Genomic DNA, 26782 nt, shown 5'->3' with positions numbered 1-26782 from the left:
CACTGGGACACGGAGGAGACTCCGGCCGCTTTTGTCGGTGACTCCCGGTTGGGGTGGATTGTCGCGCCGGCAATTATTGTCGCCGCAGTTCTTGTGTATCTACGGAGTGTCGTACATACATGGGGGCATATGTGTTCGAACCGAAAGGGCGTCCCCCGTGTCCAAGAACTATCACGACATCACCAAGCAGATCTCCAGCGGTATCAGGACCTTGCGCAAGGATATTCCCGACGTGATGGCCGGCTTCTCGGCCATGGCGCAGGCGGCCGGCAAGGATGGGGCGCTCGACAAGAAGACCAAGGAACTGGTGGCGCTCGGCATTGCCATTTCCACCCGTTGCGACGGCTGCATCGGCTTCCATACCGAGGCGCTGGTCAAGCTCGGCTGCACCCGCGCCGAATTCGAGGAAACGCTCGGCATGGCGGTCTACATGGGTGGCGGCCCGTCGCTCATGTATGCCGGCGACGCCATGGCCGCCTGGGAACAGTATGGCGGGGCGGCGGAATAGGGGCGGCATTTTCTGTCTGGGCTTCGAGCGCTCTCCCCGCACAAGGGGAGAGATACTGCCATGACCGTGGCCTTCGATAGGACCGGATTTGGCGGTTTCGCGGCAGGGCCGCGGGCGCTAGTGTGAGATCCGACGAATCCCATGGAGTTGCTCCGATGCGCCGCATGATCCTGATTTCGCTTGGCCTTCTTGGCCTTCCGGCGCTGGCCCTTGCCGGCGAGCCGACCTACTATGAAAAGGCGGCAAGCTCCTTCCAGGAATGCGAGAAGGTCTTTTCCGACACCACGCCGGACTTCAAGCGCCGTCGCGATTTCTTCATCCGCCGCACCACCGACGGCCGCGAACGGGTGATCCAATGCCTTCCCGACGGGGTGGTCGAACTGTTCTGCGACCCCAAGGCCGGCCGCTCGATCGTCGCGGTGCTGGAAGGCGAGACCCTGCCGATCTGCTCCAGGCTTTCCATGGGCTTGAAGGTGCGCAAGACAGAATCGCTGATTGTCCAGTAAAGGTGCAGGCTGCGGGGGGCGACCCCTCGGGTAGCCTTGCCGGGGCGCCGGGGCGCCGGGGAACGGTGCAGCGGACCAAGGAAAAAATTCACTGAAATAGGAATAAATACCTTGACGGCGTGACGGTCGTTTGATAGGGTTCAGGCATAGTCGGAAAATTGCGGCCGGGGCGGATGCCTCGGCAGGCAGGACCGGCGCAAGGGATTTGGCGAAGGCTCGGGGAACCGGGCCTTTTTTGTTGGGTGCGGGCTGGACCCTTCGAGGCCCGGCGGGGCCGGGCACCTCAGGGTGCGGGCGCTTCGGAACGATGATGGATATGCCGGCTGCGTCCCTCGGGGACCCCGTCACTGGCAGCATCTGAGGTTTGGCCTGTCGGCCAAGCCCTCGATTTTGCTGTCTCTCCCTCCAGCGGAGAGACGATGCCGCACCCCTCGACACGAGGAGAATATCATGGATGACGGGCAAGACATTGTGCTCGGGCTGTTGGGCCTTGCGCCGGGCGCGAACGGGTGGCGTGGCCCGGAGAGCGTAGGCGCGGCGGATGCGGCGGCGCTGGAGGTGAAATCCACCGATGCGCTGTCGCCGCTCGATCGGCTGGCGGCGCTGCTCGACGACCTGACGCAGGAGATGCGCGACCAGTTCGAACTGTTTCGCAAGCTGCGCGCCACGGCCGAGCGGCTGATCGACGGCGCCGACGAGGCGGTGGCCAAGGCGGCGCGCACGGACGCCAAGGCGGCGACCGACGCGATCGCGCTGATCGTGCGCACACTGGAAAAGATCGACAGCCTGCAGCGCCAGCTGGCGCGCGACCGCGAGGACGCGGCCTTGGCAAGCGGCGAGGGCGAGGATGAAGAGGCGATCACGGCGGAACTGCTCCGCATCATCGAAACCCAGGCCGAAGCCCGGGCGAAAGCCCGGCTTGCCGCCTGGCAAAACGCCGTCGAAGGGTCCGCCGCCGCGGGGATCGGTGGGGCAATCGAGCCGGCATCGACGCCTGATGCGGGAAGCGGCTGAGGCAAAGATCGTCGTGCGCCGGGGCAGACAGGCCCGCCGGGCTTTCGGTGGGCTCGGGGACGGCATGCACACCCTGCTGGCCGATGTCGCGGGCGATGCGCTTGCTCGCGGGAGCGAGTTGATCGGCGCGGTCAGTGCCGGCCTTGACGGGACCGTGGCGGCCGCGCCCGATGGTCCGGCTGTGGTGGCTGCCGCGGCTGATGCCGAACGGCCGATCGCGGCGGGCGACATGCAGTTGGAGCCGCCGATCGCCGAGGCATCGGACACGGCCGATCCGGCTTCCGCAGCACTGGCGAGAGGCCTTGCCGCGCTGGTCGCCGAACGCGGTCTTCTGGCCAGCCGACGGAGCGGGCGCAGCTGGGCGATCACCGGCCGCGAGGAACAAAGGCCTCCCACGGGCGACTGGTCGACCTGGCTGGTGATGGGCGGGCGCGGATCGGGCAAGACGCGGGCCGGGGCCGAATGGGTGCACGGGCTGGCGCTTTCCGCCGGCGCCCGCACCGATCTGCGGATCGCACTCGTCGCCGAGACGCTGGGCGATGCCCGGGAGGTGATGATCGACGGGGCCTCGGGCATTGCAAGGATCGCGCGACGCATGCGGCCGGAGGTGGAAATCACCCGGCGGCGGATCGTCTGGCCGAACGGGGCGATCGCCCAGATCTTCTCCTCGGAGGACCCGGAAAGCCTGCGCGGGCCGCAGTTTCATTATGCCTGGTGCGACGAACTGGCCAAGTGGAAACATGCCGAGGAAACCTTCGACATGCTGCAGTTCGGCCTTCGGCTGGGCCATCAGCCGCGCCAGCTGGTGACCACCACGCCCCGCGCCGTGCCGCTGCTGAAGCGGCTGATCGGCGATGCGGAAACGGTGGTGACGCGGCTTTCGACCGCCGACAATGCCGCCCATCTGGCGCCCGGTTTCATCACCGCGCTGGAGCGACGCTATGGCGGCACGCGGCTCGGGCGCCAGGAACTGGGCGGCGAATTGATCGAGGACCGCGAGGACGGCCTGTGGAAGCGCGACCGGCTGGAAGCACTGACGGTGCGGCTGGTCGAGCCCTTGCGGCGGATCGTCGTCGCGGTCGATCCGCCGGCCGGAAGCGGACCGGCTTCCGTCTGCGGCATTGTCGTTGCCGGCGTGACGGAAAGCGGTCGCGCCGCGGTGCTGGCCGACTGCTCGGTTGCAGGCAGGAGCCCGGCTGACTGGGCCCGTGCGGTGGCGGGCGCCTATCGCCGGTTCGAGGCGGACCGGGTGGTGGCGGAGGTCAACCAGGGCGGCGACATGGTGGCGGTCATGCTGAAGAGCGTGGAGGCCAACCTGCCGGTCACCATGGTCCGGGCGACGCGCGGCAAGTACCTGCGCGCCGAGCCGGTGGCGGCGCTCTACGAGCAGGGCCGGGTGGTGCATGCGGGACGTTTCGTCGAACTGGAAGACCAGATGTGCGACTTCGGGCCGGACGGGCTGTCGGGCGGCCGCTCGCCGGACCGGCTGGACGCGCTGGTCTGGGCGCTGACCGCGCTGATGCTGGAAGGGACGGGCGAGCCGCGCATCCGGGGAGTGTGACTTTCCTCCCCAATGGGAGAGAAGCAACCGCAAAAAGAAACCGGCGCCCGATGGGACGCCGGCTCGATCAGGGCTGCAAGATGAAGCCTACTTGGCGTTGGTCGGTTGGGCGTTGGCCGTCGGCTGGGCGTTGACCGGACGCATCTGGCGCCACTCGTTCTCGAGGCGCTCCAGAACATGGGCCGGAATGGTGGCGACGGAGGCCTTAGGCTGCTGCTGCGTGCTGTTTACTTGCATCGGTCTACTCCTCACGGGGGCGTGTGGGTGATCAAACTTCGAATGCGGCGGAAAGTTCCACAGTGTTAAATTTTTGTAAAGAAGGCCGCAGGTCCCTCTAAACGATTGAAATCACTTCAAACGATTAGATCGAACAGGAAAATCTCGGCCGTGGTTAACCGCCGCGGCGAAGCGGCGTGTCTCGGCTTATGGAAAGGCCGTGGCGGGGCGAAAAACAGGTCTTCGACCAGGGAGAGCACGATGACATTCGACGAGCGGCGATTCTTCAAGGCGGTGCGCCCCGGTCTGTTCGGTGGACGCCTGACGACGGCGCAGGTCGCCGGCATGGCGGCGCTTGCCGCCGGATGGCGCGAGCTTGGCGACGGCGACGATCCGCGCCGGCTCGCCTATTGTCTGGCGACCGCCTTTCATGAGACCGGCGGACGCATGCAGCCGGTGCGCGAGACCTTTGCTGGTTCCGACACGGTGGCTGTCGCGCGCCTCGACAGAGCCTATGCGGCGGGCCTCCTGCCTCAGGTGCGCCGGCCCTATTGGCGGCCGGACGCGGAGGGGAAAAGCTGGTTCGGGCGCGGTCTGGTGCAGATCACCCACAGGCGCAACTACGAGCGTCTTTCCGAGGCGACCGGGATCGATCTCGTTGGCGACCCGGGCCGGGCCATGATGCTCGACGCGGCGGTGAAAATCCTCGTTGTCGGCATGCGCGACGGGCTGTTCAGCGGGGTCAAACTTGCCGATGTCTTTGACCGAACAGGCGCCGACTGGACGGGCGCGCGGCGTATCGTCAATGGCCGCGACCGGGCAGCGCTGGTGGCGGGCTATGGCCGGGCCTTTTTGGCGGCGCTGGATTAGGCCGGGTGCGGCGTGGGGGAAGAAACGCCCCCTCACCGACAAAATCCGAGGTTTAGCCTTCGGCTAAGCCCTCGATTTTGTATCCTCTCCCCAAGGGGAGAGGAAGCGCCGTCTCATCTTGCGTGCCGTCCTCTGAGCGGCGCCGGACTGCAAACAACAGGATCAATACGATGAAATTGTCGTTTCGACTGCCGTGGGCCTTCGCCCCGGAACAAGGAGCCGTGCCCGAAAACAAGGCTGTCGGCGTGCAGGGTCTGTCGCTGGTGGCGGGCGAGGGGGAGGCGCGGTGGACCGGGCGGTCCTATGCGGCGCTGTCGCGCGAGGGTTTCATGAAGAACCCGGTGGCGCATCGAACCGTTCGGCTGGTGGCGGAAGCCGCCGCCGCCATTCCCTGGCTGGCCTATCGCGAGACGGAGGAACTGGACCGACACGCGGCGCTTTCGCTGCTGGCGCAGCCGAACGCCCGCATGGGCGGCGCGGATTTCCTCGAGGCGCTCTACGGCCACCTGCTCCTGTCCGGCAATGCCTATGTCGAGCCGCTGACGATCGGCACCCGACCGGCCGAACTGCATCTGCTGAGGCCCGACCGGGTATCAGTGGTGGCCGGCGCCGATGGCTGGCCGGATGCCTATGACTATCGCACCGGCGCCGCCCGGCGGCGGATTGCGGCAAACGCCGGCGAGGGCTCCGGCGTGGGCCTGCTGCACCTCAAGCTCTTTCATCCGCTTGACGACCATCTCGGCTTTCCGCCGCTGGCGGCGGCCCAGGTTGCGCTCGACCTGCACAATGCGGCGGCGCGCTGGAACAAGGCGCTCCTGGACAATTCCGCCCGGCCGTCGGGCGCGCTGGTCTACCAGCCGAAGGAGGGCGGCAATCTTTCGGCCGACCAATACGAGCGGCTGAAGACAGAACTCGATGATGGCTATTCCGGTCCGATGCGGGCCGGGCGGCCGCTGCTTCTGGAGGGCGGGCTCGACTGGAAATCCATGGGGCTGTCGCCCAAGGACATGGATTTCGTCGAGGCGCGCAACGGGGCGGCGCGCGACGTGGCGCTCGCCTTCGGTGTGCCGCCCATGCTGCTCGGCATTCCCGGCGACAACACCTATGCCAACTACCAGGAGGCGAACCGGGCGTTCTACCGGCTGACCGTCCTGCCGCTCGTTTCACGCACCGCGGCGAGCTTCTCCGGCTTCCTTTCCGGGCTCTACGGCGAGCCGCTCAGGCTGGTGCCGGACCTCGACCAGGTGGCGGGGTTGGCCACCGAGCGGGACGCGCTCTGGGCCAGGCTCGGGGCGGCGGATTTCCTCACCGAGGAGGAGAAGCGGCAGGCGGTGGGCTATTGAGGGGAGGGCGCCGGACTGGCCCAATCCTTCGAGGCACCTTCAGAGCACCACAGGATGAGAGGTGATGCCGGCGCGCGCAGCGTGTCGGCAGCGACGCTCGGCACCGCAACCTGAATCAAAAGATGAAGTCGTTGAAGCGGCTTATCCCCCGCCTGAATCAACCTCTGAAAAGCGGCGCGCAAGTGATTCAATCAACTCGGCAAAAGCCTCGCACCTAAAGCACTGCATGAAGCCGCTTCGGGTGGCTTTCGCTGCGCTTTGCCGATGCGGACGAGCGTTTGCCCCGACAGGTGGCTGGCGCTGTGAGCAGGTCGGTGGCCAAGCCAATGCCGTTCAGATCTTTCTTATTTTAGCGGTGGGAGATTAACAAATGACTGACTTCAGCCATGACGGTGGTCTGTGGAGCGCGCGGGTGATCGGCGCCATTGCCGGCTCGGCGATCTCGCTGGTCTATCTCCTGCCTGAGGGACGACGCGAGGCGGCGATCCGTTTTCTGACCGGGGTGACCTGCGGCATGATCTTCGGCGGACCGGCGGGCTTGTGGATCGTGCGAAAGCTCGACGTCGCGGCCGGACTGTCACCAGCGGAAATCATGCTGGCCGGCGCGACGGCAGCGAGCCTTTCCGCGTGGTGGGGACTGGGGCTGCTGGTGCGGCTCTTTGCCCGCTACGGGCAGCGGCCGGGCGGGTGAGGGGTGTTACGGAAACGCCAAGCGCCGCGCCCGCGCGATCAAACATCATTCATCTCGAGGAGAATGCCATGCACGCTTATCGCGGGCCTGTCTCGCTGACGGAAAAATTCGTCAACCTGACATTGAAGGGAGTGGAGGGCGACGGGTCGTTCTGCGGCTATGCCAGCCTGTTCGGCGAGGTCGATCTCGGGCGCGACGCGATCGCGCCGGGGGCGTTTTCCGCCTCGCTTGCCAAGCGCGGCGCCAAGGGCGTGCGCATGCTGTTCCAGCATGACCCGGCCGAGCCGATCGGCGCCTGGCGGGTCATCCGCGAGGACGCCCGCGGGCTCTATGTCGAGGGGCAGCTATCGCCCGGCGTGGCGCGGGCCCGCGAGGTGCATGCGCTGATGAAGTCGGGCGCGCTCGACGGGCTGTCGATCGGCTTTCGCACCGTGCGCTCGCGGAGCGACAAGGCGAGCGGCGTGCGCCGCATTCTCGAGGCCGACCTCTGGGAGATCTCGGTGGTGACCTTCCCGATGCTGCCGGCGGCACGGGTTTCGAACGTCAAGCATGCGCGGTTTTTCCGCGACAGGGAAACCGAGCTCGTCCGCGCCATGCGCCGGGCGGCGCGGTCAATGGCCATGGATGTCTTCAGGAAAGGATGACAGATGAGCAAGGCAAGGATCGAAGTTGAGACCGAAGCCGGCGGCAAGGGCCGCCCGGCGCCCGAGATGAAGGCCGTGCCCGACAGCGTGACGGCGGCCTTCGAGGACTTCATGGGCGCCTTCGAGGCGTTCAAGGACGTCAACGACCGCAGGCTTGCCGAGATCGAGCAGAAGCTGACCGCCGACGTGGTGACCCGCGACAAGATGGAGCGGATCAACAAGGCGATGGACGAGCAGGGACGGGTGCTCGATGAGATGGTGCTGAAGAAGATGCGCCCGCCGCTCGGCCGCGGCGGCGAGGCAGACGGGCCGGAGGTGGCCGAGCACAAGGCGGCCTTCGAGGCCTATATCCGCCGCGGCGACGAGGCGGGGCTTCGCGAGCTGGAGGCAAAGGCGATGAGCGCCGGAACGCCGGCCGACGGCGGCTATCTGGTGCCGCCGGAGACCGACACGGAGATCGGCCGCAGGCTCTCCGTCGTCTCGCCGATCCGGGCGCTGTCGACGGTCCGGCAGGTCTCGGGCTCGGTGCTGAAGAAGCCGTTCTCGCCGGCCGGCATGACCGCCGGCTGGGTGGCCGAGACCGCGGCGCGGCCGCAGACGGCGACGGCCCAGTTGTCCGAACTCTCCTTTCCGACCATGGAACTCTACGCCATGCCGGCGGCAAGCCAGACGCTGCTCGACGACGCGGCGGTCGACATCGAGGCCTGGATCGCGAGCGAAGTGGACATCGCCTTTGCCGAGCAGGAGGGCACGGCTTTCGTCTCCGGCGACGGGGTGAACAAGCCGAAGGGGTTCTTAAGCTATGACCAGGTGGCCGACAGTGCCTGGGAATGGGGCAAGATCGGCACTCTGGCGACCGGGGTGGCGGGCGGCTTTGCCGCATCGGGGCCGTCTGACGTGCTGGTCGATCTGGTCTATGCGCTGAAAGCCGGGCACCGGCAGAATGCCAGCTTCGTCATGAGCCGCAAGACGCAAGGCGAGATCCGCAAGTTCAAGGATGCCGACGGCAACTATCTCTGGCAGCCGCCGGCAAGGCCGGGCGAGGCCGCGTCGCTGATCGGCTTTCCGGTGGCGGAAGCCGAGGACATGCCGGCGATCGCCCCCAATGCGACCGCGATCGCCTTTGGCGACTTCCGCTCGGGCTATCTGGTGGTCGACCGGGTGGGCGTGCGGGTGCTGCGCGATCCCTATTCGGCAAAGCCCTATGTGCTGTTCTACACCACCAAGCGCGTCGGCGGCGGGGTGCAGAACTTCGAGGCGATCAAGCTGGTGAAGTTCGCGGCGAGCTGAGCGGGGCTCGGTTTGAGGCGCAGGTGTCCCTCACCCTGAGGTGGCAGAGCGTCCGCGAGACCCTCGAAGGGGCCAGCCCTTGCCCCTCATCCGCCTGCCGGCACCTTTGCCGGCCCTTCGCTTGGGCTCAGGGCGTTCGTCATTCGAAACGATTCACTGGATCGTTTCGCTCAGCATTCCTCACCCCCGTGAACGGGGAGAAGGGATGTGGGGCACCGCCGTGGCCGCTCCGGATCCTTCGAGGCCCCTGCGGGGCACCTCAGGATGAGGGCGGGGACGTGTGGTGCGGGCGGCGCCCCCTCTGTCGGCTGCGCCCGACATCTCCCCCTCAATGGGGGAGAGATTGCCCGAACCGTTTCTGCTCTTTCCAACCCACCCAGGAGAAAACCATGACCCTATTTCCGACGGCGCCGCCGGCGGCCGAGGCGGTGACGCTTGTTGAGGCCAAGGCGCATCTGCGGGTGGACGGCAGTGACGAGGATGCACTGATTGCGCAGCTCGTCACGGTGGCCCGCGAGCACATCGAGCGCGAGACGGGGCGTGTGCTGATCGCCCGGCCGTTTCGCCTCTGCCTCGACGACTGGCCGGGCGACGGCGTGATCCGCATCGGCTGTGGTCCGGTGCGCGAAGTGACGAACGTGACCGTCTATGACGGCGAGGGCAATGCCACGGCCGTTTCGCTCGCCGACCATCTGCTCGACGGCGAGGCGCGGCCGGCGCGGCTGTGGCTGCGCGATCCGCCGGCACCGGGACGGGTGCTGAACGGCATCGAGATCGATTTCATCGCCGGTTTTGGTGCGAGCGGCGCGGATGTACCCGACACGCTGAAACGGGCGATGCTGACGCATGTCGCGGCGATGTTTTCCGTCCGTGGGGCGATCCCGATCGAGGCGCAGCCGGCGGCGATGCCGCCCGGCTACGAGCGGCTGATCGCACCTTATTGCCGAAGAGGGCTTTGACCATGGGGTTGATCGATTTCGACCCGGGGCAACTGACGGCCAGGCTCAGGCTGGAGCGGCCGGTGGAAAGCCCGGACGGACAGGGCGGGGCGGTGGTCGGCTTCGAGGCCGTGGCCGAGCTCTGGGCGCGGATCGAGTCGTTGGCGGCCGAGGTCGAGGAGCTCGCGGGCGCGGGACGGGTGATCGTCTCTCACCATATATGGCTCCGGTTTCGCACCGATGTGGCGGCGGGGATGCGGCTCGCCAAGGGCACGCGGCGCTTTGCCATCGAGAGCGTCCGCGATCCGGACGAGACCGGGCGCTATCTCGTCTGCCGCTGCCGGGAGGAAGGGCGATGAGGGTGGCGATACGGGCGTCGCTGGCGCGGACGGGCGAGGATCTGGAGCTGGCGCTGCGACGCGCACTGGCCGATGGGCTGGCACGGCGGATGCGGCAGCGTCCGGACGGCGATGCGGCGGGCGGGGACCTGGCCGAAGGACGCGCCGGTGCTCGGTCGGACGGGCTAGGCGGTCGGGGCAGCACCGGGAACGAGGGCGAGCCATGAGCAGCGCGGTGAACGAACTGCTGGTCGCCATCCAGGCGCGGCTGGAAGGCGATGCCGGGCTCGCCGCGCTGATCGGCGGCGGCGGGTTGCGCGACCGGCGGGCGCGCGGGCTTGACCTGCCGGCGCTGGTGCTGGGGGTGGTCGAAGCCCGCGATTATTCGACGGCCAGCGAGGCGGGTTTTGAAATCCTGCTGACGCTGGAGGCCTGGTCGGCCGAGGGGCGGCGCGAGACGGAAGCAATCGGCCATGCCGTGCGGGGTCTGCTGGACGACGCCGATCTGGCGTTGGCTGCCCATACGCTGGTGAGCCTCCGGCATCGCCGGACGGTCAGCCGCCGCGAGGCGAAGACGGGGTTCATCGTCGCCGAGATGGCGTTTCGGGCGGTGGTGGAGTGAGCGTCGCCGCTGGCAAGACACTGAACAATATCCGTGAGATCGAGAGGATTTCGACATGGTGGCACAGAAGGGCAAGGACCTGCTCCTGAAGGTCGAGGACGGGGCGGGCTTCGTCACGGTGGCGGGGCTGCGGTCCAAGCGGCTTTCCTTCAACGCGCAGACCGTCGACGTGACCGATGCGGAGAGCGTCGGGCGCTGGCGCGAGCTGTTGGGCGGGGCAGGCGTGCAGCGCGCCGCGCTGTCGGGGGCCGGGCTGTTCAAGGACCAGGCTTCCGATGCGTTGGTCAGAAGCGCTTTCTTTGCCGGCGACATTCTCGCCTGGCAGGTGGTGATCCCCGATTTCGGCACGGTGAGCGGGCCGTTCCAGGTGACGGCGCTCGAATATGCCGGTTCGCATGACGGCGAACTGACCTTCGAGATCGCGCTGGAATTGGCCGGCGCGCTTGCCTTTGCGGTGCTGTGATGCGCGGCGGGGGCGAAGAATTCGGCGCGGTCGGACGGGCCAACCGGCGGCGCGGCGAGGTGGAGGCGGTGATCGGCGGGGAACGCCGGATCCTGTGCCTGACGCTCGGGGCGCTGGCCGAACTGGAGACGGCGTTCGGGGCGGAGAGCCTGGCCGATCTCGGCCAGCGCTTTGCCGCAGGCCGGCTGAAGGCGGCGGATCTGATGTGCATCCTCGGCGCTGGCCTGCGGGGTGGGGGCAACCGGCTGCGCGACGAGGACCTGGCCGAGATGACGGTCGAGGGCGGGATCGCCGGGGCGGCGGCGGTGGTGCGCGACCTGCTGGTGGTGACCTTTGCGCCGGGCCCTGAGCCTGGAGGCGGGGCGGGTATGCCGGACCCTTGAGGGCCGCAGGCGGCGAGGCGGCGACGGCGCGGGCCTTCCCCTGGGAGGCGGTGCTCGATGCCGGGCTCTGCCGCCTGCGGCTTCATCCGCATGTGTTCTGGGCTCTGAGCCTTGTCGAGTTCGCCGCCATGGCCGGGGCCTTTGCGCCGCGGTCGGTCCGGCTTTCACGAGCCGGGCTGGAGCGGTTGATGCGAGACTATCCGGACGTGGAGGATGGAGGTTCACCGCCCTCTGTCACTGCGTGACATCGCCCCGGCAAGGGGGGAGATCGGGCGGGCGTGCCGCTTCTGCCTTCACGCTGAGGTGGGAGCGCAGCGACCCTCGAAGGGTCCGAGCCTTGCCCCTCATCGGCCTGCCGGCACTTTTGCCGACCATTCCTTACCCTCGCCAGGCAGGGCGAAAAGACAAGCACAACGGCGACACAGAGGATTTCTCCATGACCGACGATGACATGATTGCCCTGTCCCTCGATCTCGATGCGAGCGAGGCGTTGAAGGTGCTGGATGACCTGGAGGCGCGATCGCGGAGTTTTGGCGCGGCGCTGACCTCGGCGCTGAAGGGCGCGACGGTGGGCGGCAAGGGACTGGAGGATACGTTGCGGGCTGTCGGCACGCGGCTGGCCGATATTGCCCTTTCGGCCGGGTTGAAGCCGCTGGAAGGGCTGATGGGCAATGCGCTGACCGGCCTGATTTCCGGGCTGACGGCGGGGTTCGGGGCGATCATGCCCTTCTCTCGAGGCGGCGTGCCGGGGCGGGTGACGCCGTTTGCCGCGGGGGGCGTGGTATCGGCGCCGACCTATTTTCCGCTCGGTGGCGATCTGGGCCTGATGGGCGAGGCGGGGGCGGAGGCGATCCTGCCCTTGAAGCGCGGTTCGGACGGGTCGCTCGGGGTGGCGAGTGCTGCGGGCGCAACGACGCAGATCAATTTTCATGTGACGGCGAGCGACGCGGCGAGCTTTGCCCGCAGCGAAGGCCAGATCACCGCCATGCTGGCGCGCAGCGTCGGGCGCGGGCGGCGGCATCTCTGACGGCGGCTTTTGTGGCGTGAGCGCAGCGGCCGCTTCGCCCAAGGGCTTCCCTTGTCTCCATCCTTTCAAGAAGGACGCTGAAGCATGAGCAATGGCTTCCACGAGGTGCGTTTTCCGCTGCGCCTGTCGCTGTCGACCAGCGGCGGGCCGAAGCGGCTGACCGACATCGTCGACCTGACCAACGGGCGCGAGGCGCGCAATGCAAGATGGCGCAATTCGCGGCGGGTTTATGACGCGGGCTCAGGCCTGAGGGGCGTGGACGATCTCTATGCGGTTGTCGCCTTCTTCGAGGCGCGCGGCGGGCAGCTTTACGGTTTTCGCTTCCGCGATCCGCTCGATGCAAGATCCTGCGGGCCGGGCGAGACGGTGCAGCCCTTCGACCAGGTGATCGGCACGGGTGACGGGGCGACGGCGACGTTCCGGCTGGCCAAGACCTATGGCGATGCAGGCGGGGAATGGCGGCGCGAGATCCTGAAGCCGGTGGCGGGGACGGTGCGGGTCGCGGTCGATGGGGTGGCGCTGCCCGGGGCGGGTTTCGCCTGCGATGCGACGACGGGTGTGGTGACGATCGCCGAGGAATATATTCCGCAGCCCGGCGCAGCGGTGCAGGCCGGTTTTGAATTCGACGTGCCGGTGCGTTTCGACACGGACCGCATCGACGTCAATCTCGAGGCGTTCCGGGCAGGAAGCATTCCGGCCATTCCGCTCAAGGAGATCCTGCCGTGAGAGAGATACCGACAGCGCTCGCCGCCCATCTTGTCGGCGATGCCACGACGCTTTGCCGCTGCTGGCGGGTGACGCGGCGCGACGGGGTGGTGCTCTGCTTTACCGAGCATGACCGCGACCTGACCTTTGCCGGCACGGTGTTTCTCGCCGCGAGCGGTTTTGCCGGGACCGAGGCGCGGGCCGTGAACGGGCTGGCGGCGCCCGGCGCAGAGGTGACCGGCGGCTTTTCCAGCGCGGCGATCCGCGAGGCGGACCTTTCGGCCGGGCGCTATGACGGCGCGCGGGTCGAGGTGTTTACCGTCAACTGGCAGGCGCCGGGCGATCAGCACCTGCTCATGAAGGTGCAGGAGATCGGCGAGGTGTCGCGGGCGGGCGGGGCCTTTGCCGCGGAGCTCAGGAGTTTTGCGCACCGGCTGTCGCAGGAGCAGGGCCGAATCTATGGCCGGCGCTGCGATGCGAGCCTCGGCGATGGGCGCTGCCGGGTGGATCTGTCGCTCGCCGGGCGGCGGGCGACGGGCGTGGTGATGGCGGTCGAGGGGCGTGACCGGATTGTGGTGTCCGGGCTCGGCGGGTTTGCGGACGGGCATTTCCGGCTCGGCACGCTGTGGTTCGACGCGGGCGCGAACCAGGGGCAGACGGTTGAGATCGACGGCAATGTCGCTGTTTCCGGTGGGACGCGGCTGACGCTGTGGCTGCCGCTGGAGAGCGTGGCGGCGGTCGGCGACGCGGTGACGGTGACGGTCGGCTGCGACAAGGGGTTTTCGACCTGTCGCGACCGGTTCGCCAATGGCCTCAATTTTCGCGGATTTCCCCATATGCCGGGCAGCGATTTCGCCTATTCCTACGTGAAGGGCGAGAGCACGCATGACGGGACGGCGCTCTTCGAGTGAGGAGGGGGGACGGGCTCCTCTCCCCTTGTGGGAGAGGAAGCAATTTCAGCGTCTTGGCGCAAGCCAAGTGCTAGAAATTTCAGGTGAGGGGGTTTGCCGCATGACGTCCCTTCCGTCCCCCTCATCTGCGAAATCTGAGGTTTAGCCTTCGGCCAAGCCCTCGATTTCGCGTCTTCTCCCACCAGGGGAGAAGAAGCGCCGGCGCTCTGCCACCAAATTGATGCCACTGCACAGTCGCTATTGATCTCTTGCACGGGAACATGACCCATGACCGCCATCGGAAACCGCGTGGTCGCGATCGCCGAGCAGTGGATCGGCACGCCCTATCGGCATCAGGGATCGACGAAGGGTGTCGGCTGTGATTGCCTGGGGCTGGTGCGGGGGATCTGGCGGGAGATCTATGGGGCGGAGCCGGAGCTGGTGGCGCCCTATGCGGCGGATTGGGCGGAACGCGGCGGGCAGGAACGCCTGCCGGAGGCGGCGGGGCGGCATTGCGCGGCGGTGCCGGGCTTTGCCGCGGCGCGGCCGGGCGATCTGCTGATCTTCCGCTTTCGCCCGCAGTTTGCCGCCAAGCATGCCGGAATTCTCGTCGGCGCCGACGCCTTCATCCATGCCTATGAGCAGGCGGCAGTGATCCGCTCGGCGCTGGTGCCAGCCTGGCGCAGGCGCATTGCCGGGATCTACCGGTTCCCGGGGAATTCTTGAAACCCCGGGGGGGTGCCGTATCTTGGTGAAGTGCTGGACGAGGCTGCTACCTCGTCCAGCGTTTGCTAAGCTTTGAAGTTGACCCGGACGGTCATAGACCAGCCCGTCCGGGTTATCCTCAAGATCAGCGTAATGCCAATTGGCCAAGACCACGTAGCACGACCGCCACATGCGAGAGCAGGGCCTTTGCCAAGGTCGGCGGAGCCCGTCTTCGGCGACGCGCCGGCGGACGCGGCGCTCGGCGCTCCTGCTCCCGAACCTCCACATCCTGTCACAATCTAGGCGAGCATCCATAAGGGTGCCGCAAGGGGCATCCATGGCGACAATCCTCTTCCAGGCGGCGGGTGCGGCGCTGGGTTCGGTGTTCGGGCCGCTGGGCGCCGTCATTGGCCGGGCGGCGGGGGCGCTCGCCGGCAACATGCTCGACCGGGCGCTGATCGGCGGCGGAACGACGCTGTCCGGCGCACGGCTTTCGGCGGCGCGCCTGCCGGGGGCCGCCGAGGGGACGGCGATCCCGAGGCTCTATGGTACGGCGCGGCTCGGCGGTACGCTGATATGGGCGACGCGCTTCGAGGAGGAAGCGACGACCGAGCGGACCGGCGCCAAGGCGACCGGCACGCGGGTCAAGACCTATCGCTATTTCGCCAATCTGGCGGTCGGGCTCTGCGAGGGGGAGGTGGCTTCGGTCCGGCGCGTCTGGGCCGACGGGCAGGAGATCGACCTGACCGAGATCGAGATGCGCTTCTATCCCGGAAGCGAGGACCAGTTGCCCGATCTGCTGATCGAGGCGAAGCAGCGGGCGGGCAATGCGCCGGCCTATCGCGGGCTCTGCTATGTGGTGTTCGAGCGGTTGCCGCTCGACGATTTCGGCAACCGTATTCCGCTGCTGCAGTTCGAGGTCATTCGGCCTGTCGGGGTGTTGGAAGGCATGGTGAAGGCTGTGACCGTCATCCCGGGCTCGACCGAGCACGGCTATGCGACGGCGCAGGTCAGGGAGCGGATGGGCGAGGGCGCCTCGCGTATCCTCAACCGCAATACGCTGGTCGCCCATACCGACTGGCAGGCGTCGATCGACGAACTGCAGGCGCTCTGCCCCAATCTCGAGACTGTCGCATTGGTTGTGTCCTGGTTCGGCACGGATCTGCGCGCCGGGCAGTGCCGCGTGGTGCCGGGCGTCGAGGTTGAGAGCCGCAACGAGAGCCGGGACTGGCAGGTGTCGGGGGTGACGCGGGAGGCGGCCTATCGGGTCAGCCACCACGACGGCGGTCCGGCCTATGGCGGTACGCCGGATGACAGAAGCGTGGTCGAGGCGATTGTCGACCTCAAGGCGCGCGGGCTGAAGGTGGTGCTCTATCCCTTCGTGATGATGGATATTCCGGACGGCAACGGCTTGCCCGATCCCTATGGCGGGGCGGAGCAGGCGGCCTATCCCTGGCGCGGGCGGATCACCTGTCATCCCGCGCCGGGACGGCCCGGCTCGCCCGACCGGTCGGCGGCGATCCCGGCGATGGTCGGGGCCTTTTGCGGGACGGCGGGGCCAAGCGATTTCGACGTGTCCGGCACCACCGTTGCGTATCAAGGCAGCGATGAGGGCTATCGCCGCATGGTGCTGCACTATGCGCTGCTGGCTGAGGCGGCGGGCGGGGTGGATGCCTTCCTCATCGGATCGGAACTGCGCGGGCTGACCACCCTGCGCGATGCGGCCAACGGCTTTCCCTTCGTCGCGGCATTGGCGGATCTGGCGGCGGACGTTCGGGCGATCCTGGGCGCAGGAACGAAGATCACCTATGGCGCCGACTGGAGCGAATATTTCGGCCACCATCCGGCGGACGGCACGGGCGACGTGTTCTTTCATCTCGACCCGCTCTGGGCCCATCCGGCGATCGACGCGGTGGGGATCGACAATTACATGCCGTTGTCCGACTGGCGCGACGCGGACCTGGAGGGCGCCAATCCGGACGGGTTTCGCTTGGCCGATGACGGTCAGGCCATGGCCGGGCAGATCGCGGCGGGCGAAGGCTTCGACTGGTACTATGCGAGCGAGGCAGACCGGGCGGCGCGTGTGCGCACGCCGATCAGCGACGGGCTGGCCGGCAAGCCCTGGGTGTTTCGCTTCAAGGATATCGAGGGCTGGTGGGGCAATCTGCACTTCGACCGTGTCGGCGGGGTGGAACGGGTGAGCCCGACCGCCTGGACGCCGGGCATGAAGCCGGTCTGGTTCACCGAGCTCGGCTGCGCCGCGGTCGACAAGGGGGCGAACCAGCCGAACGTGTTCGGCGATCCGAAATCGGCGGAAAGCGCGCTGCCCCATTTTTCCAATGGCGCGCGCTCCGACAGCCAGCAGCGGCGGTTTCTTCAGGCGCATCTCGGCCATTGGCAGGGCGGCGCGGCGCCGGCGGGAATGGTCGATCCGGGCGGCATTTTCCTTTGGACCTGGGACGCGCGGCCGCAGCCGGCTTTTCCGCAGGATCTGGATCTCTGGGCCGATGGCATGAACTGGCGCACCGGCCATTGGCTGAACGGGCGGCTGGGGGCGGGGACGCTGGCGGATGTGCTGGCCGCGTTGCTCGAGGACCATGGGTTCGCAGATTACGACGTGTCGGAAGTGAGTGGCGACCTCATGGGCTATGTGCAGGGGGATCTCGCCTCGGCCCGCAGCCTGATCGAGCCGCTGGCGGAAAGCTTCCTGATCGACATCGTCGAGGATGGGGCAAGGCTAAAATTCCGCTCGCGCATGGCGGTGAGCCTGCCATCACGCGAGATCGCGGTGCTGGCCGATCTGAAGGATGAACCGCTGTGGCGCGAGACGCGCGGCCATGACAGCGATTTCGCCGCCGAGGCCTCGCTCACCTACTTCGATCCGGCCGCAGACTATGGCGAGGCCTCGTCCCGCTCGCGGCGAATCGAGGCGGCGACCGAGCGGCAATTGGTGCGCGATCTGCCGGCGGTGCTCTCGGAGGAGACGGCGCTGTCGCTCGCCGAAGGCATGTTGCGCGATCATCGCATCGGGAGGCGGCGGCTCGAATTTTCGCTCGGACCCAACGAGCTGTCCGTGCAGCCGGGAGACGTGCTCAGCCTTGCCGAGGGGCCTGAGGGGCGGTTTCTGGTGGGTGAGATCGATGACGGGCTGGCGCGGCGGCTGTCTCTGCGCGAGGTGGCGGCGGCGGTTTCGACGACGACGGTGATCCAAGGGACCGGACGCACGCCCGACCGACCCGGCTCGGTGGGTTTTGATCCGGTTGTCGCGCTGATGGACCTGCCGCGTTACGCGACGGGAGAGGGGGCGAATTTCGCCTGCGTGGCGGGGCTGACGCGGCCGTGGCGGCGGATGCTGATCTCGTCCTTGGGGGACGGGGGCGCGTTTCGCCCGCGGGTCACGCTCGACCGTCCGGCGACGATTGGCCGGCTGGCCGCGCCGCTCGCCGGCGGTGTGTCGGGGCGTTTCGACCGCTCGCAGGCGATGGAGGTCGATCTGTACTTCGGCGGCTTCGCATCCGCGAGCCGGCTTTCGGTACTCGATGGCGAGAACCGGCTGGCGCTGTGTTCGGCCTCCGGTGCCTGGGAAGTGATCGGCTTTGCGGACGCCGAGGAGATTGCCGCCGGCCGCTGGCGGCTGTCGACGCTGCTGCGCGGGCTGGCCGGATCTGAGGATGCCATGGCGGTCGGGGCTGATGCGGGGGCGGTCGTGGTGCTGCTCGACGCGGCGGTGCGGCCGCTCGGGCTGACGTCAGAGGAGGCGGGGCTGTCGCTCGCCTACATTGCCGAACCGGTCGGTATGGCCGCAGCGCCCGCAGCGATCGGCAGATTTACTGGTGGATTGAGGGCCGAGACGCCGTTTTCGCCGGTGCACCTGCGCGCCCGGCGCGGTGCTTCGGGGGACATCGTGTTTGGCTGGGTCCGCCGGTCTCGCGCGGATGCCGACAACTGGCTGCCGGCCGAGGTGCCGCTGGACGAGGCGGTCGAGACCTATCGGGTGGAGATCCTTGACGGCGCCGTGGTGCGGCGATCGGTTGAGGTAAGCGAGGCGCGGTTCGTCTATCCGCAGGCGCAGGAGCTTCTGGATTTCGGGGCCATGCAGGCGAGTATTCGGGTGCGAGTGCGCCAGTTGGGGCGCGTGGCCGAGGGGATTGCGAGCGAGGCGGTACTGGTGGTGCGGTGAGGGACGAGCTTTTGCGTTTCTTCGCGCCGAGCCTCGAGCCACGGGACCGCTCTCCGGTGACTGCCCATCATCCGCCTGCCGGCACCTCTGCCGGCCCTTCGCTTGGGCTCAGGGCGTTCGTTATTCGAAACGATTCGCTGGATCGTTTCGTTGGCTTCGCCGACCATTCCTCACCCCCGTGAACGGGGAGAAGGGACAAGCGGTACCGCCGTGGCCATACCTCTCCCGCCTGAGGGGAGAGGTATGGGTGAGGGCAATCGGTTCGGTGCGACGAGCGGGTTGCGGGGGGACCACGATCAGAAAATCGGCGGCCGCATGTTCCTCCGGTCGGAACGAACCATGCCGTTGACGCCGGTACCTACGCTCCACCCCACCCATTTCCATCAACCTACCGTGAAAGGAGAGCGACATGCTCGACATGAAGCAATGGTACCAGTCGAAGACCGTGTGGGGGGCGCTGATTGCGATCGGGGCGCCGCTTTTGAGATATGCCGGGCTCGAATTGGGGCTTGCCGAACAGGCCGACCTCGCCGATGCTCTGGCGACCTTCGCCGGTGCCTTCGGGGGCGTCCTAGCGATCTACGGTCGGATCAAGGCAACCGGTCCGATCGACCTCCGCGACAGGCGCAATTGATGGTCGCATTCATTTGCCATTCAGAAGGCATGCGGTAGAAAGTCAGCAAGAGTTCAAGTTGTGCGGAAGAAAAAGCAATGGCATCCATCATGATCATCGCGGGCCTGGCGGTCGGAATGGCGGCGACGCCTGCCCAGGACAGCGTGGGCGCGGGTGCCATGAAGGCGCCGCTCGTACTTGTGCAGTCCGCGGACGACAACGGCAGCGGGATCGACTGCCGCAGCGCCGCCTATCGCGCGGTCGAGGAAGTCGGCGGGCAGTTGCTCTCGGTGCGCCAATCCGGCAATGAATGTGTCATCACGGTCCTGATTCCGGGCAGCGGCAACGAACGCCCGCGCAAGGTGACCATGCGGGTTTCCAACTGATCTGCGCTGCGGCCAGCCGCGGCGTGCGTGCTAGAAGAGGGGCGGGGTAGATGCGCATTCTGGTCGTCGAGGACGATGTCAACCTGAACCGGCAGATCGTCGAAGCGCTTCAGGACGCGGGCTATGTCGTCGACAAGGCCTTCGACGGCGAAGAAGGCCACTTCCTCGGTGAAACCGAACCCTATGACGCCGTGATCCTCGACATCGGCCTGCCGGAAATGGACGGCATCACAGTGCTGGAGAAATGGCGGGCCGCCGGGCGCGTCATGCCCGTCCTGCTACTGACGGCGCGCGACCGCTGGAGCGACAAGGTTGCCGGCATCGATGCCGGCGCCGACGACTACGTCGCCAAACCCTTCCATCTTGAAGAAGTTCTCGCCCGTATCCGCGCGCTCATCCGCCGTGCCGCCGGGCACGCCTCGTCGGAGATCGTCTGCGGCCCGGTCCGACTCGACACCAAGAGCTCCAAGGCGACGGTCGACGGCACGGCCCTGAAACTCACCTCGCACGAGTACCGCCTCCTGTCCTACCTGATGCACCACATGGGCGAGGTGGTGTCGCGCACGGAACTGGTCGAGCATCTCTACGACCAGGACTTCGACCGCGACTCGAACACCATCGAGGTCTTCGTCGGCAGGCTGCGCAAGAAGATCGGCATCGACATGATCGAGACCGTCCGCGGGCTTGGCTATCGCATCCAAGCTCAGCAAGAGGCGAAATGATCCCCGTCTCCCGGTCGCTGACCGTCCGCGTGCTGCTCATGGCCACGCTGTGGTCGGCGGTTTCGCTGATCACCATCGCGTTGGTGATCTCGGCCTTCTACCGACAGGGCGTGGAACGCGGCTTCAACAATCTCCTGCGCGCACAGCTCTACAATGTCATCAATTCCGTCTCGATCGGCGACGGCGACGGCCTGTCGGGCAGTCCCGAACTCGGCGACCTGCGCTTTTCGCAGCCGGAAACCGGCTGGTACTGGCTGGTCGAGCCGCTCGGCGACTTTGCCGCTGCCCCGCTCGCCTCGACCTCGCTCGGCATGGCCGAACTCGCCGTGCCGAGCCTCGAGCAGGTGCCGTTCGACGAGCACTACGAGCGCTTCTATCCGATGGTCGATACGGTGGGGAACAGGATCCTGGTCGCTGAAACCGAGGTCGTACTCGACGGCGGCGACCGGGCCGCGCGTTTTCGCGTGTCCGGCAATCTCGAGGTTGTGGAGGAGGAGATCAGCTTCTTCTCCACCCGTCTCTATGCCGGGCTCGCGCTTTTCGGCTTCGGCGGGCTCGTCGTCAACGGCCTTGCCATTCTTCTCGGTCTGAAGCCGCTCGACCGGGCGCGCCGTGCGCTGGAGAATATCCGCGGCGGCGAGGCGGAACGGATCGAGGGCGACTATCCGCGGGAGATCCAGCCGCTCGCCAACGAGATCAATGCGCTGATCGAGAGCAATCGCCGCATCGTCGAGCGCGCGCGCATGCAGGTGGGAAATCTCGCCCATTCGCTGAAGACACCGATCGCCGTGCTGCTCAACGAGGCGCGCGGCCTCGACAAGGCGCAGGGCGACGTGGTTCGCAGCCAGGCGGAGGCGATGCAGGCGCAGGTGGCGACCTATCTCAACCGGGCGCGCATCGCGGCACAGCGCGATTCGGTGCTGGCGCGCTGCGAGGCCGAGCCCGTGATGGAGCGGCTGGTGCGCGTCATGCGGCGGCTCAATCCGCAGGTCGAATTCCGCCTCGATGTGACACCGGGCGTTGCCTTCGCCATGGAGCAGCAGGACGTCGAGGAAACGGTCGGCAACCTGTTGGAGAACGCCGCCCGCTTTGCCAAGGCGCAGGTTGCCGTCTCGGCCGTGGTCGCGGCGTACGAGCCGGAAACGGCGCCCGAGGGCGCGCGGCGCGGCTGGATCGAGGTGACCGTCGAGGATGACGGTCCGGGCCTGGCCCCCGAGGAGATCGGTGAGGCGCTGAAGCGCGGCAAGCGGCTTGACGAGAGCAAGCCGGGCACCGGGCTCGGCCTGTCGATCGTCAAGGAAATCTCCAGCGAATACCAGGGGACTTTCAGCCTGTCGCGCGCTTCGATCGGCGGCCTGAAGGCAAGGCTTGTGCTGCCAGCTGTGACGAGGGACACTGCATGATCAATTTTGTTGTGAATATACAATGGCAGCCATAAAGATGCCATGGGTGTGCCGCAGCACAGCGAGGACAGATGTTATGATTGATCGTTCCGATAACGGGACTGGGGCTGTTCCTATGGGTGTTTCACGCTTTCGGGGCGCGGCAGCAATGGCGCTGGCTGCACTTGTACTTTCTGCTTGCACGACGAGCGGCGGATCGCAGAGTGGTGCCGTGACTTCAGGCAGATCGAATTCATCCGCGCTTTACATTTCGGCTCTTCAGGGGGGCATCGTCTCGCGTGCCGCCGTCAAGCTCACCAATAGCGAATTGCAGCGGGCGCTGGAGGCCGAATACAGGGCACTGGAGGCGGCACCGGGCTTCCAGCCGGTCGCCTGGACCGGGCAGAATGTCAGCGGCCAGGTGGTCGCGGCTGCGCCCTATCAGGTCGGCCAGCAGAATTGCCGCCAGTATCTCCACACGTTGAGCGTCAAGGGGCGCCAGATCGAGGCGCGTGGCGCGGCTTGCCGCAATCCCAACGGCACCTGGACGCCCTTGACGTAAGTCAAGGCCGGGTTGTCGCGACTACTCTAGTGATCGGCTTGCGGCCAAACGCCTCAACTTCGCGTCATCCGCCGTTTGCTTGTGGCGTCTTGCCTCGGCTTGAAGTAATTGAGCACCATGTTGTTCTGGATCTTATCTGCCTTGTTGACGGTCGCCGTCGCCGTCACTCTCCTTTGGCCCCTTCTGAAGGGTGCGCCGCCTGCGGCGCTTGATGATGCCGGCGAAGCCGCCGTCTATCGCGACCAGCTCAAGGAACTCGAGCGTGACAAGGCCGAAGGCCTTATCTCCGCCGAGGATGCCGGCTATGCCCGCGCCGAGATCGGTCGACGTCTGCTGGCGGTTTCGGGCGAAAGTACAAAGGCGAGCGATGGCGGCCGCACGAAGGGCCTGAACAAGCTCGCGCAGGCCTTCGTCATTCTCTGTGTTCCCGCGGTGGGGCTCGGCTTCTACCTCAAGACCGGAAGTCCGGACATGCCGGCCGCACCTCTGGCCGCGCGACTGGAAAATCCTGGCAACAACATCGAGCTGCTGGTCGCCAAGGTCGAGCGACATCTGGCGCAGAATCCGGCCGATGGCTCGGGCTGGGATGTTCTTGCGCCGATCTACTTCAAGATGCAGCGTCTCGGCGATGCCGAACTCGCCTACCGCAACGCCATCCGCTTGCAGGGCACGAGCCCGGGGCGCATGAACGGCCTCGGCGAGGTGCTGCTGGCTGGCAATGACGGGATTGTTACCGACGACGCGCGCTCCGCCTTCGAGGAGGCACTGCGGCTCGATCCCAAGGATTCGCGTGCGCAATTCTACCTGGCGCTGGCGCTCGAGCAGGCCGGCAAGAAGACCGAGGCGTTGGCCGCTTTCCAGGCTCTCGCCAAGGCCTCGCCGGCCGATGCGCCCTGGCTGCCGCTGGTGCAGGAACACATTGCCGCCAATTCCGGCGGCGCGCCCGTTGCCGGCTTGCCGGCGCAGGCGCCGTCCAATGCTCCCGGAGGGCCGAGCGAAAGCGACGTCGAGGCGGCTGCCGGCATGTCTGCGACCGACCGCAACGCAATGATCCGCGGCATGGTCGAGGGACTGGACGCCAAGCTCAAGGAAGACCCGAATAATTTCGAAGGCTGGATGCGCCTCATTCGTTCCTATGCAATGCTGGGCGAAAAGGACAAGGCGATCACCGCGCTGAAGGCCGGCCTTGCCGCCTTCCCGTCGGAACAGGATGAGGGTAAGCAGTTGATCGCCATGGGCCGAGAGCTCGGCCTGCCGGTTGAGGAGGCATTGAAATGACCCGCAGACAGAAACGACTGGCCGTGATCGGCGGCGGCATGAGTTTCATCATTGCCGCCGTTCTCCTGGTGATGTTCGCCTTTGGCCAGTCGGTCGCCTATTTCTACATGCCTTCCGATTTTGACAAGATGGTCGTCGGTCCGGAAACGCGCATCCGTCTCGGCGGGCTGGTTGAAGAAGGTTCGGTGGTGCGCAGCGAGGGCTCGACCGTCCGGTTCTCCGTGACCGATGGCACCGCGACCGTACCCGTGACCTATGTCGGCATCCTGCCGGACCTGTTTCGCGAGGGCCAGGGCGTGGTGACCGAGGGCAAGTTTGCGGCCGGCAGCAAGGTCTTCTCAGCCGACAGCGTGCTCGCCAAGCATGACGAGAACTACATGCCGAAGGAAGTCGCCGACCGTCTGAAGGCCGACGGCGTTTGGCAGGAAGAGGAAAAGACCCAATGATCATCGAGCTCGGCCATTACGCTCTGGTGCTGGCGCTGGCCGCATCGATCATCGTCGCCATCCTGCCGGTGATCGGCGCCAAGCGCGGCGACACGGCGATGATGGGGGTCGCCGTGACCGGCACGATGGCACAGTTCCTGCTCATTGCCTTTTCCTTTGCTGTCTTGACCTGGGCCTATGTGGTCTCCGATTTCTCGGTGCAGAACGTCTTCGAAAATTCCCACTCGATGAAGCCGATGATCTACAAGATCTCCGGCGTCTGGGGGAACCACGAAGGCTCGATGATGCTCTGGCTGCTGACGCTAACGCTGTTTTCCGCACTGGTCGCCTTCTTCGGTGCAAACCTTCCGGACCGGCTGAAGGCCAATGTGCTCGCAGTCCAGTCCTGGATCTCCGCGGCTTTCCTGCTGTTCATCCTTCTGACCTCCAATCCATTCAACCGCCTGTCGCCGATCCCGGCCGAAGGCCGCGATCTCAATCCGGTGCTGCAGGATATCGGTCTGGCGATCCATCCGCCGCTGCTCTATCTTGGCTATGTCGGCTTCTCGGTGTGTTTCTCCTTCGCCATCGCGGCGCTGATCGACGGGCGCATCGACGCCGCCTGGGCGCGCTGGGTGCGCCCTTGGACGCTGACCGCCTGGACCTTCCTGACCGCCGGCATTTCAATGGGGTCTTACTGGGCCTATTACGAGCTTGGCTGGGGCGGCTGGTGGTTCTGGGATCCGGTCGAAAACGCCTCCTTCATGCCCTGGCTCGCCGGCACGGCGCTGCTGCATTCGGCGCTCGTCATGGAAAAGCGCGATGCGCTGAAGATCTGGACCGTGCTGCTTGCAATCCTGACCTTCTCACTGTCGCTGCTCGGCACCTTCCTCGTGCGCTCGGGCGTGCTGACCTCGGTGCATGCCTTTGCCACCGATCCGAGCCGCGGCATCTTCATCCTCGGCATCCTGACGTTTTTCATCGGCGGCGCCTTTGCGCTGTTCGCCTTCCGTGCGCCATTGCTCAAGTCGGGCGGGCTCTTCCATCCGATCTCGCGCGAGGGCGCGCTCGTCCTCAATAACCTGATCCTCACGGTCTCGACTGCGACCGTCTTGATCGGCACGCTCTATCCGCTGTTGCTCGAAACGCTGACGGGCGAGAAAATCTCGGTCGGCGCGCCGTTCTTCAACCTGACGTTCGGCCTGCTGATGGCGCCGCTTCTTGTCGCCGCACCCTTTGGCCCGTTGCTCGCCTGGAAGCGCGGCGATCTCTACGCGGCGCTGCAGCGGCTCTATTTTGCCGCAACAATTGCCTTGGTGCTCGCGCTTGCGATCTATTATGTCGAGAACGGTGGTCCGGTCATGGCTGTCTTCGGCCTTGCCCTCGGCTTCTTCCTGATCTTCGGTGCCCTGTCGGACCTCTGGTATCGCGCCGGGTTCCGCAAGTTGGCGACCGGGCTGGCTCTGCGCCGCCTGAACGGCCTGCCTCGCTCGGCGATCGGCACGGCGCTTGCTCATATGGGGCTGGGCGTCACGGTTCTCGGGATCGTTGCCGTAACCACTTTCGAGACCGAAACCGTGGTCGAGATGAAACCCGGCATGACGGCCGATGCGGGTGGCTACACGGTCACTTTCGACGGCATGAAATCGGCCGCCGGCCCGAACTACACCGAGGATCGCGGCCATTTCACCATCCGGCAGGCGGGCGTCGATCTCGGCGATGTCTGGTCGTCGAAACGGCTCTATACGGCGCGGCGCATGCCGACCACGGAAGCCGGCATACGCACCTTCGGCGTCAGCCAGCTCTACATCGCGCTCGGTGACCAGATCGACGGCGGCGGCCTCGTCGTCCGTGTCTGGTGGAAGCCCTATATTCTTTGCATCTGGTACGGCACGCTGATCATGATGGCAGGCGGATTTGTCTCGCTTTCTGACCGGCGGCTGCGTGTCGGCGTGCCGAAGCGGCATGCCAAGGCGACGGTGCCGGCCGCGTTGGAGGCGGCTGAATGATGCGCCATCCAGGGAAACGGCGGCCGGATGAGGGGCGTATGCCCTGTGCATTGAGGCGCATCCTTATTGTTCTTGCCCTCCTTCTCCTTCCCCTCCCGGCCTTCGCCGTCGATCCGGGCGAGAGGCTTGCCGATCCGAAGCTGGAGCAGCGGGCGCGGGACCTTTCGGCCAATCTGCGCTGCATGGTCTGCCAGAACCAGTCGATCGACGATTCGAATGCCGAACTGGCACGCGATCTCAGGGTGCTTGTGCGTGAGCGCATCATGTCGGGGGACAGCGACGAGCAGGTGATCAACTACGTTGTGTCGCGCTATGGCGAGTTCGTGCTGCTGAAGCCGCGGCTCTCCGCCAAGACGTTGATGCTGTGGGGCGCTCCGGGGTTCCTTCTGCTGGTCGGCCTGGGCGTCGCCATCACTTATGCCCGAGGGCGAAACAGACCGGAACCGAAGAGGCTTTCGGACGAGGAAGAGGCCCGGCTCGGCAAACTGCTCGACGAGTGAACGGCCGGGCG

The 26782-nt window shown here is 66.6% G+C and carries 30 protein-coding genes; 29 read left to right on the top strand and 1 reads right to left on the bottom strand.

The features are described 5' to 3' along the window. Window positions 1–157: 157 nt before the first annotated feature. The 4 genes from ACWPVA_RS10725 (at window position 158) to ACWPVA_RS10710 (ending at window position 3589) form a co-directional block, all read left to right on the top strand. Window positions 158–508 carry a carboxymuconolactone decarboxylase family protein gene (locus ACWPVA_RS10725; protein WP_454287673.1) on the top strand — a complete coding sequence of 117 codons (351 nt, stop codon included), beginning with the start codon at window positions 158–160 and terminating at the stop codon, window positions 506–508. A gap of 155 nt (window positions 509–663) precedes the next feature. Beyond that, complete coding sequence (locus tag ACWPVA_RS10720; protein ID WP_454287672.1) at window positions 664–1014, top strand: hypothetical protein; 351 nt, start codon at window positions 664–666, stop codon at window positions 1012–1014. Window positions 1015–1464: 450 nt separating this feature from the next. Beyond that, window positions 1465–2028 (top strand): hypothetical protein, encoded by a 564-nt coding sequence (locus ACWPVA_RS10715; protein WP_454287671.1) that lies wholly within the window; start codon window positions 1465–1467, stop codon window positions 2026–2028. Window positions 2029–2257: 229 nt separating this feature from the next. Then, the gene (locus ACWPVA_RS10710; RefSeq protein ID WP_454289569.1) at window positions 2258–3589 is read left to right on the top strand and encodes a DNA-packaging protein; all 1332 of its coding nucleotides are present in this window, start codon (window positions 2258–2260) and stop codon (window positions 3587–3589) included. An 87-nt stretch (window positions 3590–3676) separates the two neighbouring features. Here ACWPVA_RS10710 and ACWPVA_RS10705 read toward each other — a convergent pair whose 3' ends face one another. Then, window positions 3677–3826: a hypothetical protein gene (locus tag ACWPVA_RS10705; RefSeq protein WP_454287670.1), complete on the bottom strand. Its 150-nt coding sequence runs from the start codon at window positions 3824–3826 to the stop codon at window positions 3677–3679. Window positions 3827–4066: 240 nt separating this feature from the next. On the opposite strand from ACWPVA_RS10705, the gene ACWPVA_RS10700 reads away from it, so the two are divergent. The 25 genes from ACWPVA_RS10700 (at window position 4067) to ACWPVA_RS10580 (ending at window position 26771) form a co-directional block, all read left to right on the top strand. Next, window positions 4067–4675, top strand: a complete 609-nt coding sequence (locus ACWPVA_RS10700) for a glycoside hydrolase family 19 protein (protein WP_454287669.1) — start codon at window positions 4067–4069, stop codon at window positions 4673–4675. A gap of 170 nt (window positions 4676–4845) precedes the next feature. Then, window positions 4846–6018 carry a phage portal protein gene (locus ACWPVA_RS10695; protein WP_454287668.1) on the top strand — a complete coding sequence of 391 codons (1173 nt, stop codon included), beginning with the start codon at window positions 4846–4848 and terminating at the stop codon, window positions 6016–6018. A 370-nt stretch (window positions 6019–6388) separates the two neighbouring features. Further along, entirely contained in the window at window positions 6389–6709 is a 321-nt protein-coding gene (locus tag ACWPVA_RS10690; protein WP_454287667.1) for a DUF6107 family protein, read from the top strand. A 68-nt stretch (window positions 6710–6777) separates the two neighbouring features. Beyond that, on the top strand, window positions 6778–7353 hold the full coding sequence (locus ACWPVA_RS10685) for an HK97 family phage prohead protease (protein WP_454287666.1): 576 nt from the start codon (window positions 6778–6780) through the stop codon (window positions 7351–7353). Window positions 7354–7356: 3 nt separating this feature from the next. Beyond that, on the top strand, window positions 7357–8643 hold the full coding sequence (locus ACWPVA_RS10680) for a phage major capsid protein (protein ID WP_454287665.1): 1287 nt from the start codon (window positions 7357–7359) through the stop codon (window positions 8641–8643). A 389-nt stretch (window positions 8644–9032) separates the two neighbouring features. Next, the gene (locus tag ACWPVA_RS10675; protein ID WP_454287664.1) at window positions 9033–9602 is read left to right on the top strand and encodes a head-tail connector protein; all 570 of its coding nucleotides are present in this window, start codon (window positions 9033–9035) and stop codon (window positions 9600–9602) included. A gap of 2 nt (window positions 9603–9604) precedes the next feature. Continuing rightward, on the top strand, window positions 9605–9940 hold the full coding sequence (locus ACWPVA_RS10670; protein WP_454287663.1) for a phage head closure protein: 336 nt from the start codon (window positions 9605–9607) through the stop codon (window positions 9938–9940). Between the two features lie 202 nt (window positions 9941–10142). Continuing rightward, complete coding sequence (locus tag ACWPVA_RS10665) at window positions 10143–10541, top strand: DUF3168 domain-containing protein (protein WP_454287662.1); 399 nt, start codon at window positions 10143–10145, stop codon at window positions 10539–10541. A 55-nt stretch (window positions 10542–10596) separates the two neighbouring features. Continuing rightward, window positions 10597–11004: a phage major tail protein, TP901-1 family gene (locus tag ACWPVA_RS10660; protein WP_454287661.1), complete on the top strand. Its 408-nt coding sequence runs from the start codon at window positions 10597–10599 to the stop codon at window positions 11002–11004. Further along, entirely contained in the window at window positions 11004–11387 is a 384-nt protein-coding gene (locus tag ACWPVA_RS10655) for a gene transfer agent family protein (protein ID WP_454287660.1), read from the top strand. Before ACWPVA_RS10660 ends, ACWPVA_RS10655 begins: the two co-directional genes overlap by 1 nt. Then, window positions 11384–11632 (top strand): rcc01693 family protein, encoded by a 249-nt coding sequence (locus ACWPVA_RS10650; RefSeq protein WP_454287659.1) that lies wholly within the window; start codon window positions 11384–11386, stop codon window positions 11630–11632. Before ACWPVA_RS10655 ends, ACWPVA_RS10650 begins: the two co-directional genes overlap by 4 nt. A gap of 191 nt (window positions 11633–11823) precedes the next feature. Beyond that, window positions 11824–12414, top strand: a complete 591-nt coding sequence (locus ACWPVA_RS10645) for a phage tail tape measure protein (RefSeq protein WP_454287658.1) — start codon at window positions 11824–11826, stop codon at window positions 12412–12414. An 84-nt stretch (window positions 12415–12498) separates the two neighbouring features. Beyond that, window positions 12499–13140: a phage distal tail protein, Rcc01695 family gene (locus tag ACWPVA_RS10640; protein ID WP_454287657.1), complete on the top strand. Its 642-nt coding sequence runs from the start codon at window positions 12499–12501 to the stop codon at window positions 13138–13140. Then, the gene (locus ACWPVA_RS10635; RefSeq protein WP_454287656.1) at window positions 13137–14030 is read left to right on the top strand and encodes a DUF2163 domain-containing protein; all 894 of its coding nucleotides are present in this window, start codon (window positions 13137–13139) and stop codon (window positions 14028–14030) included. Before ACWPVA_RS10640 ends, ACWPVA_RS10635 begins: the two co-directional genes overlap by 4 nt. A gap of 267 nt (window positions 14031–14297) precedes the next feature. Beyond that, complete coding sequence (locus ACWPVA_RS10630) at window positions 14298–14735, top strand: NlpC/P60 family protein (protein WP_454287655.1); 438 nt, start codon at window positions 14298–14300, stop codon at window positions 14733–14735. A 316-nt stretch (window positions 14736–15051) separates the two neighbouring features. Continuing rightward, a complete protein-coding gene (locus ACWPVA_RS10625; protein WP_454287654.1) occupies window positions 15052–18894 on the top strand; it encodes a baseplate multidomain protein megatron in 3843 nt (1280 codons plus the stop codon). A gap of 409 nt (window positions 18895–19303) precedes the next feature. After that, window positions 19304–19528 carry a hypothetical protein gene (locus ACWPVA_RS10620; RefSeq protein WP_454287653.1) on the top strand — a complete coding sequence of 75 codons (225 nt, stop codon included), beginning with the start codon at window positions 19304–19306 and terminating at the stop codon, window positions 19526–19528. Between the two features lie 77 nt (window positions 19529–19605). Then, a complete protein-coding gene (locus ACWPVA_RS10615; protein WP_454287652.1) occupies window positions 19606–19893 on the top strand; it encodes a hypothetical protein in 288 nt (95 codons plus the stop codon). 50 nt (window positions 19894–19943) lie between these two features. Next, on the top strand, window positions 19944–20615 hold the full coding sequence (locus tag ACWPVA_RS10610) for a response regulator transcription factor (RefSeq protein ID WP_454287651.1): 672 nt from the start codon (window positions 19944–19946) through the stop codon (window positions 20613–20615). Then, the gene (locus ACWPVA_RS10605; RefSeq protein WP_454287650.1) at window positions 20612–22018 is read left to right on the top strand and encodes an ATP-binding protein; all 1407 of its coding nucleotides are present in this window, start codon (window positions 20612–20614) and stop codon (window positions 22016–22018) included. The genes ACWPVA_RS10610 and ACWPVA_RS10605 overlap by 4 nt, the downstream gene beginning before the upstream one ends. A 115-nt stretch (window positions 22019–22133) precedes the next feature. Further along, on the top strand, window positions 22134–22559 hold the full coding sequence (locus ACWPVA_RS10600; RefSeq protein WP_454287649.1) for a hypothetical protein: 426 nt from the start codon (window positions 22134–22136) through the stop codon (window positions 22557–22559). Between the two features lie 117 nt (window positions 22560–22676). After that, window positions 22677–23837 carry a c-type cytochrome biogenesis protein CcmI gene (gene ccmI / locus ACWPVA_RS10595; protein WP_454287648.1) on the top strand — a complete coding sequence of 387 codons (1161 nt, stop codon included), beginning with the start codon at window positions 22677–22679 and terminating at the stop codon, window positions 23835–23837. Then, entirely contained in the window at window positions 23834–24283 is a 450-nt protein-coding gene (gene ccmE / locus ACWPVA_RS10590) for a cytochrome c maturation protein CcmE (RefSeq protein ID WP_454287647.1), read from the top strand. Before ccmI ends, ccmE begins: the two co-directional genes overlap by 4 nt. Then, complete coding sequence (locus tag ACWPVA_RS10585; protein WP_454287646.1) at window positions 24280–26271, top strand: heme lyase CcmF/NrfE family subunit; 1992 nt, start codon at window positions 24280–24282, stop codon at window positions 26269–26271. Before ccmE ends, ACWPVA_RS10585 begins: the two co-directional genes overlap by 4 nt. A gap of 38 nt (window positions 26272–26309) precedes the next feature. After that, window positions 26310–26771 (top strand): cytochrome c-type biogenesis protein, encoded by a 462-nt coding sequence (locus tag ACWPVA_RS10580; RefSeq protein ID WP_454287645.1) that lies wholly within the window; start codon window positions 26310–26312, stop codon window positions 26769–26771. Window positions 26772–26782: the final 11 nt, after the last annotated feature.

It is taken from the genome of Rhizobium arsenicireducens, assembly GCF_964021225.1.
This window is presented reverse-complemented; position numbering and strand designations above follow the sequence as displayed.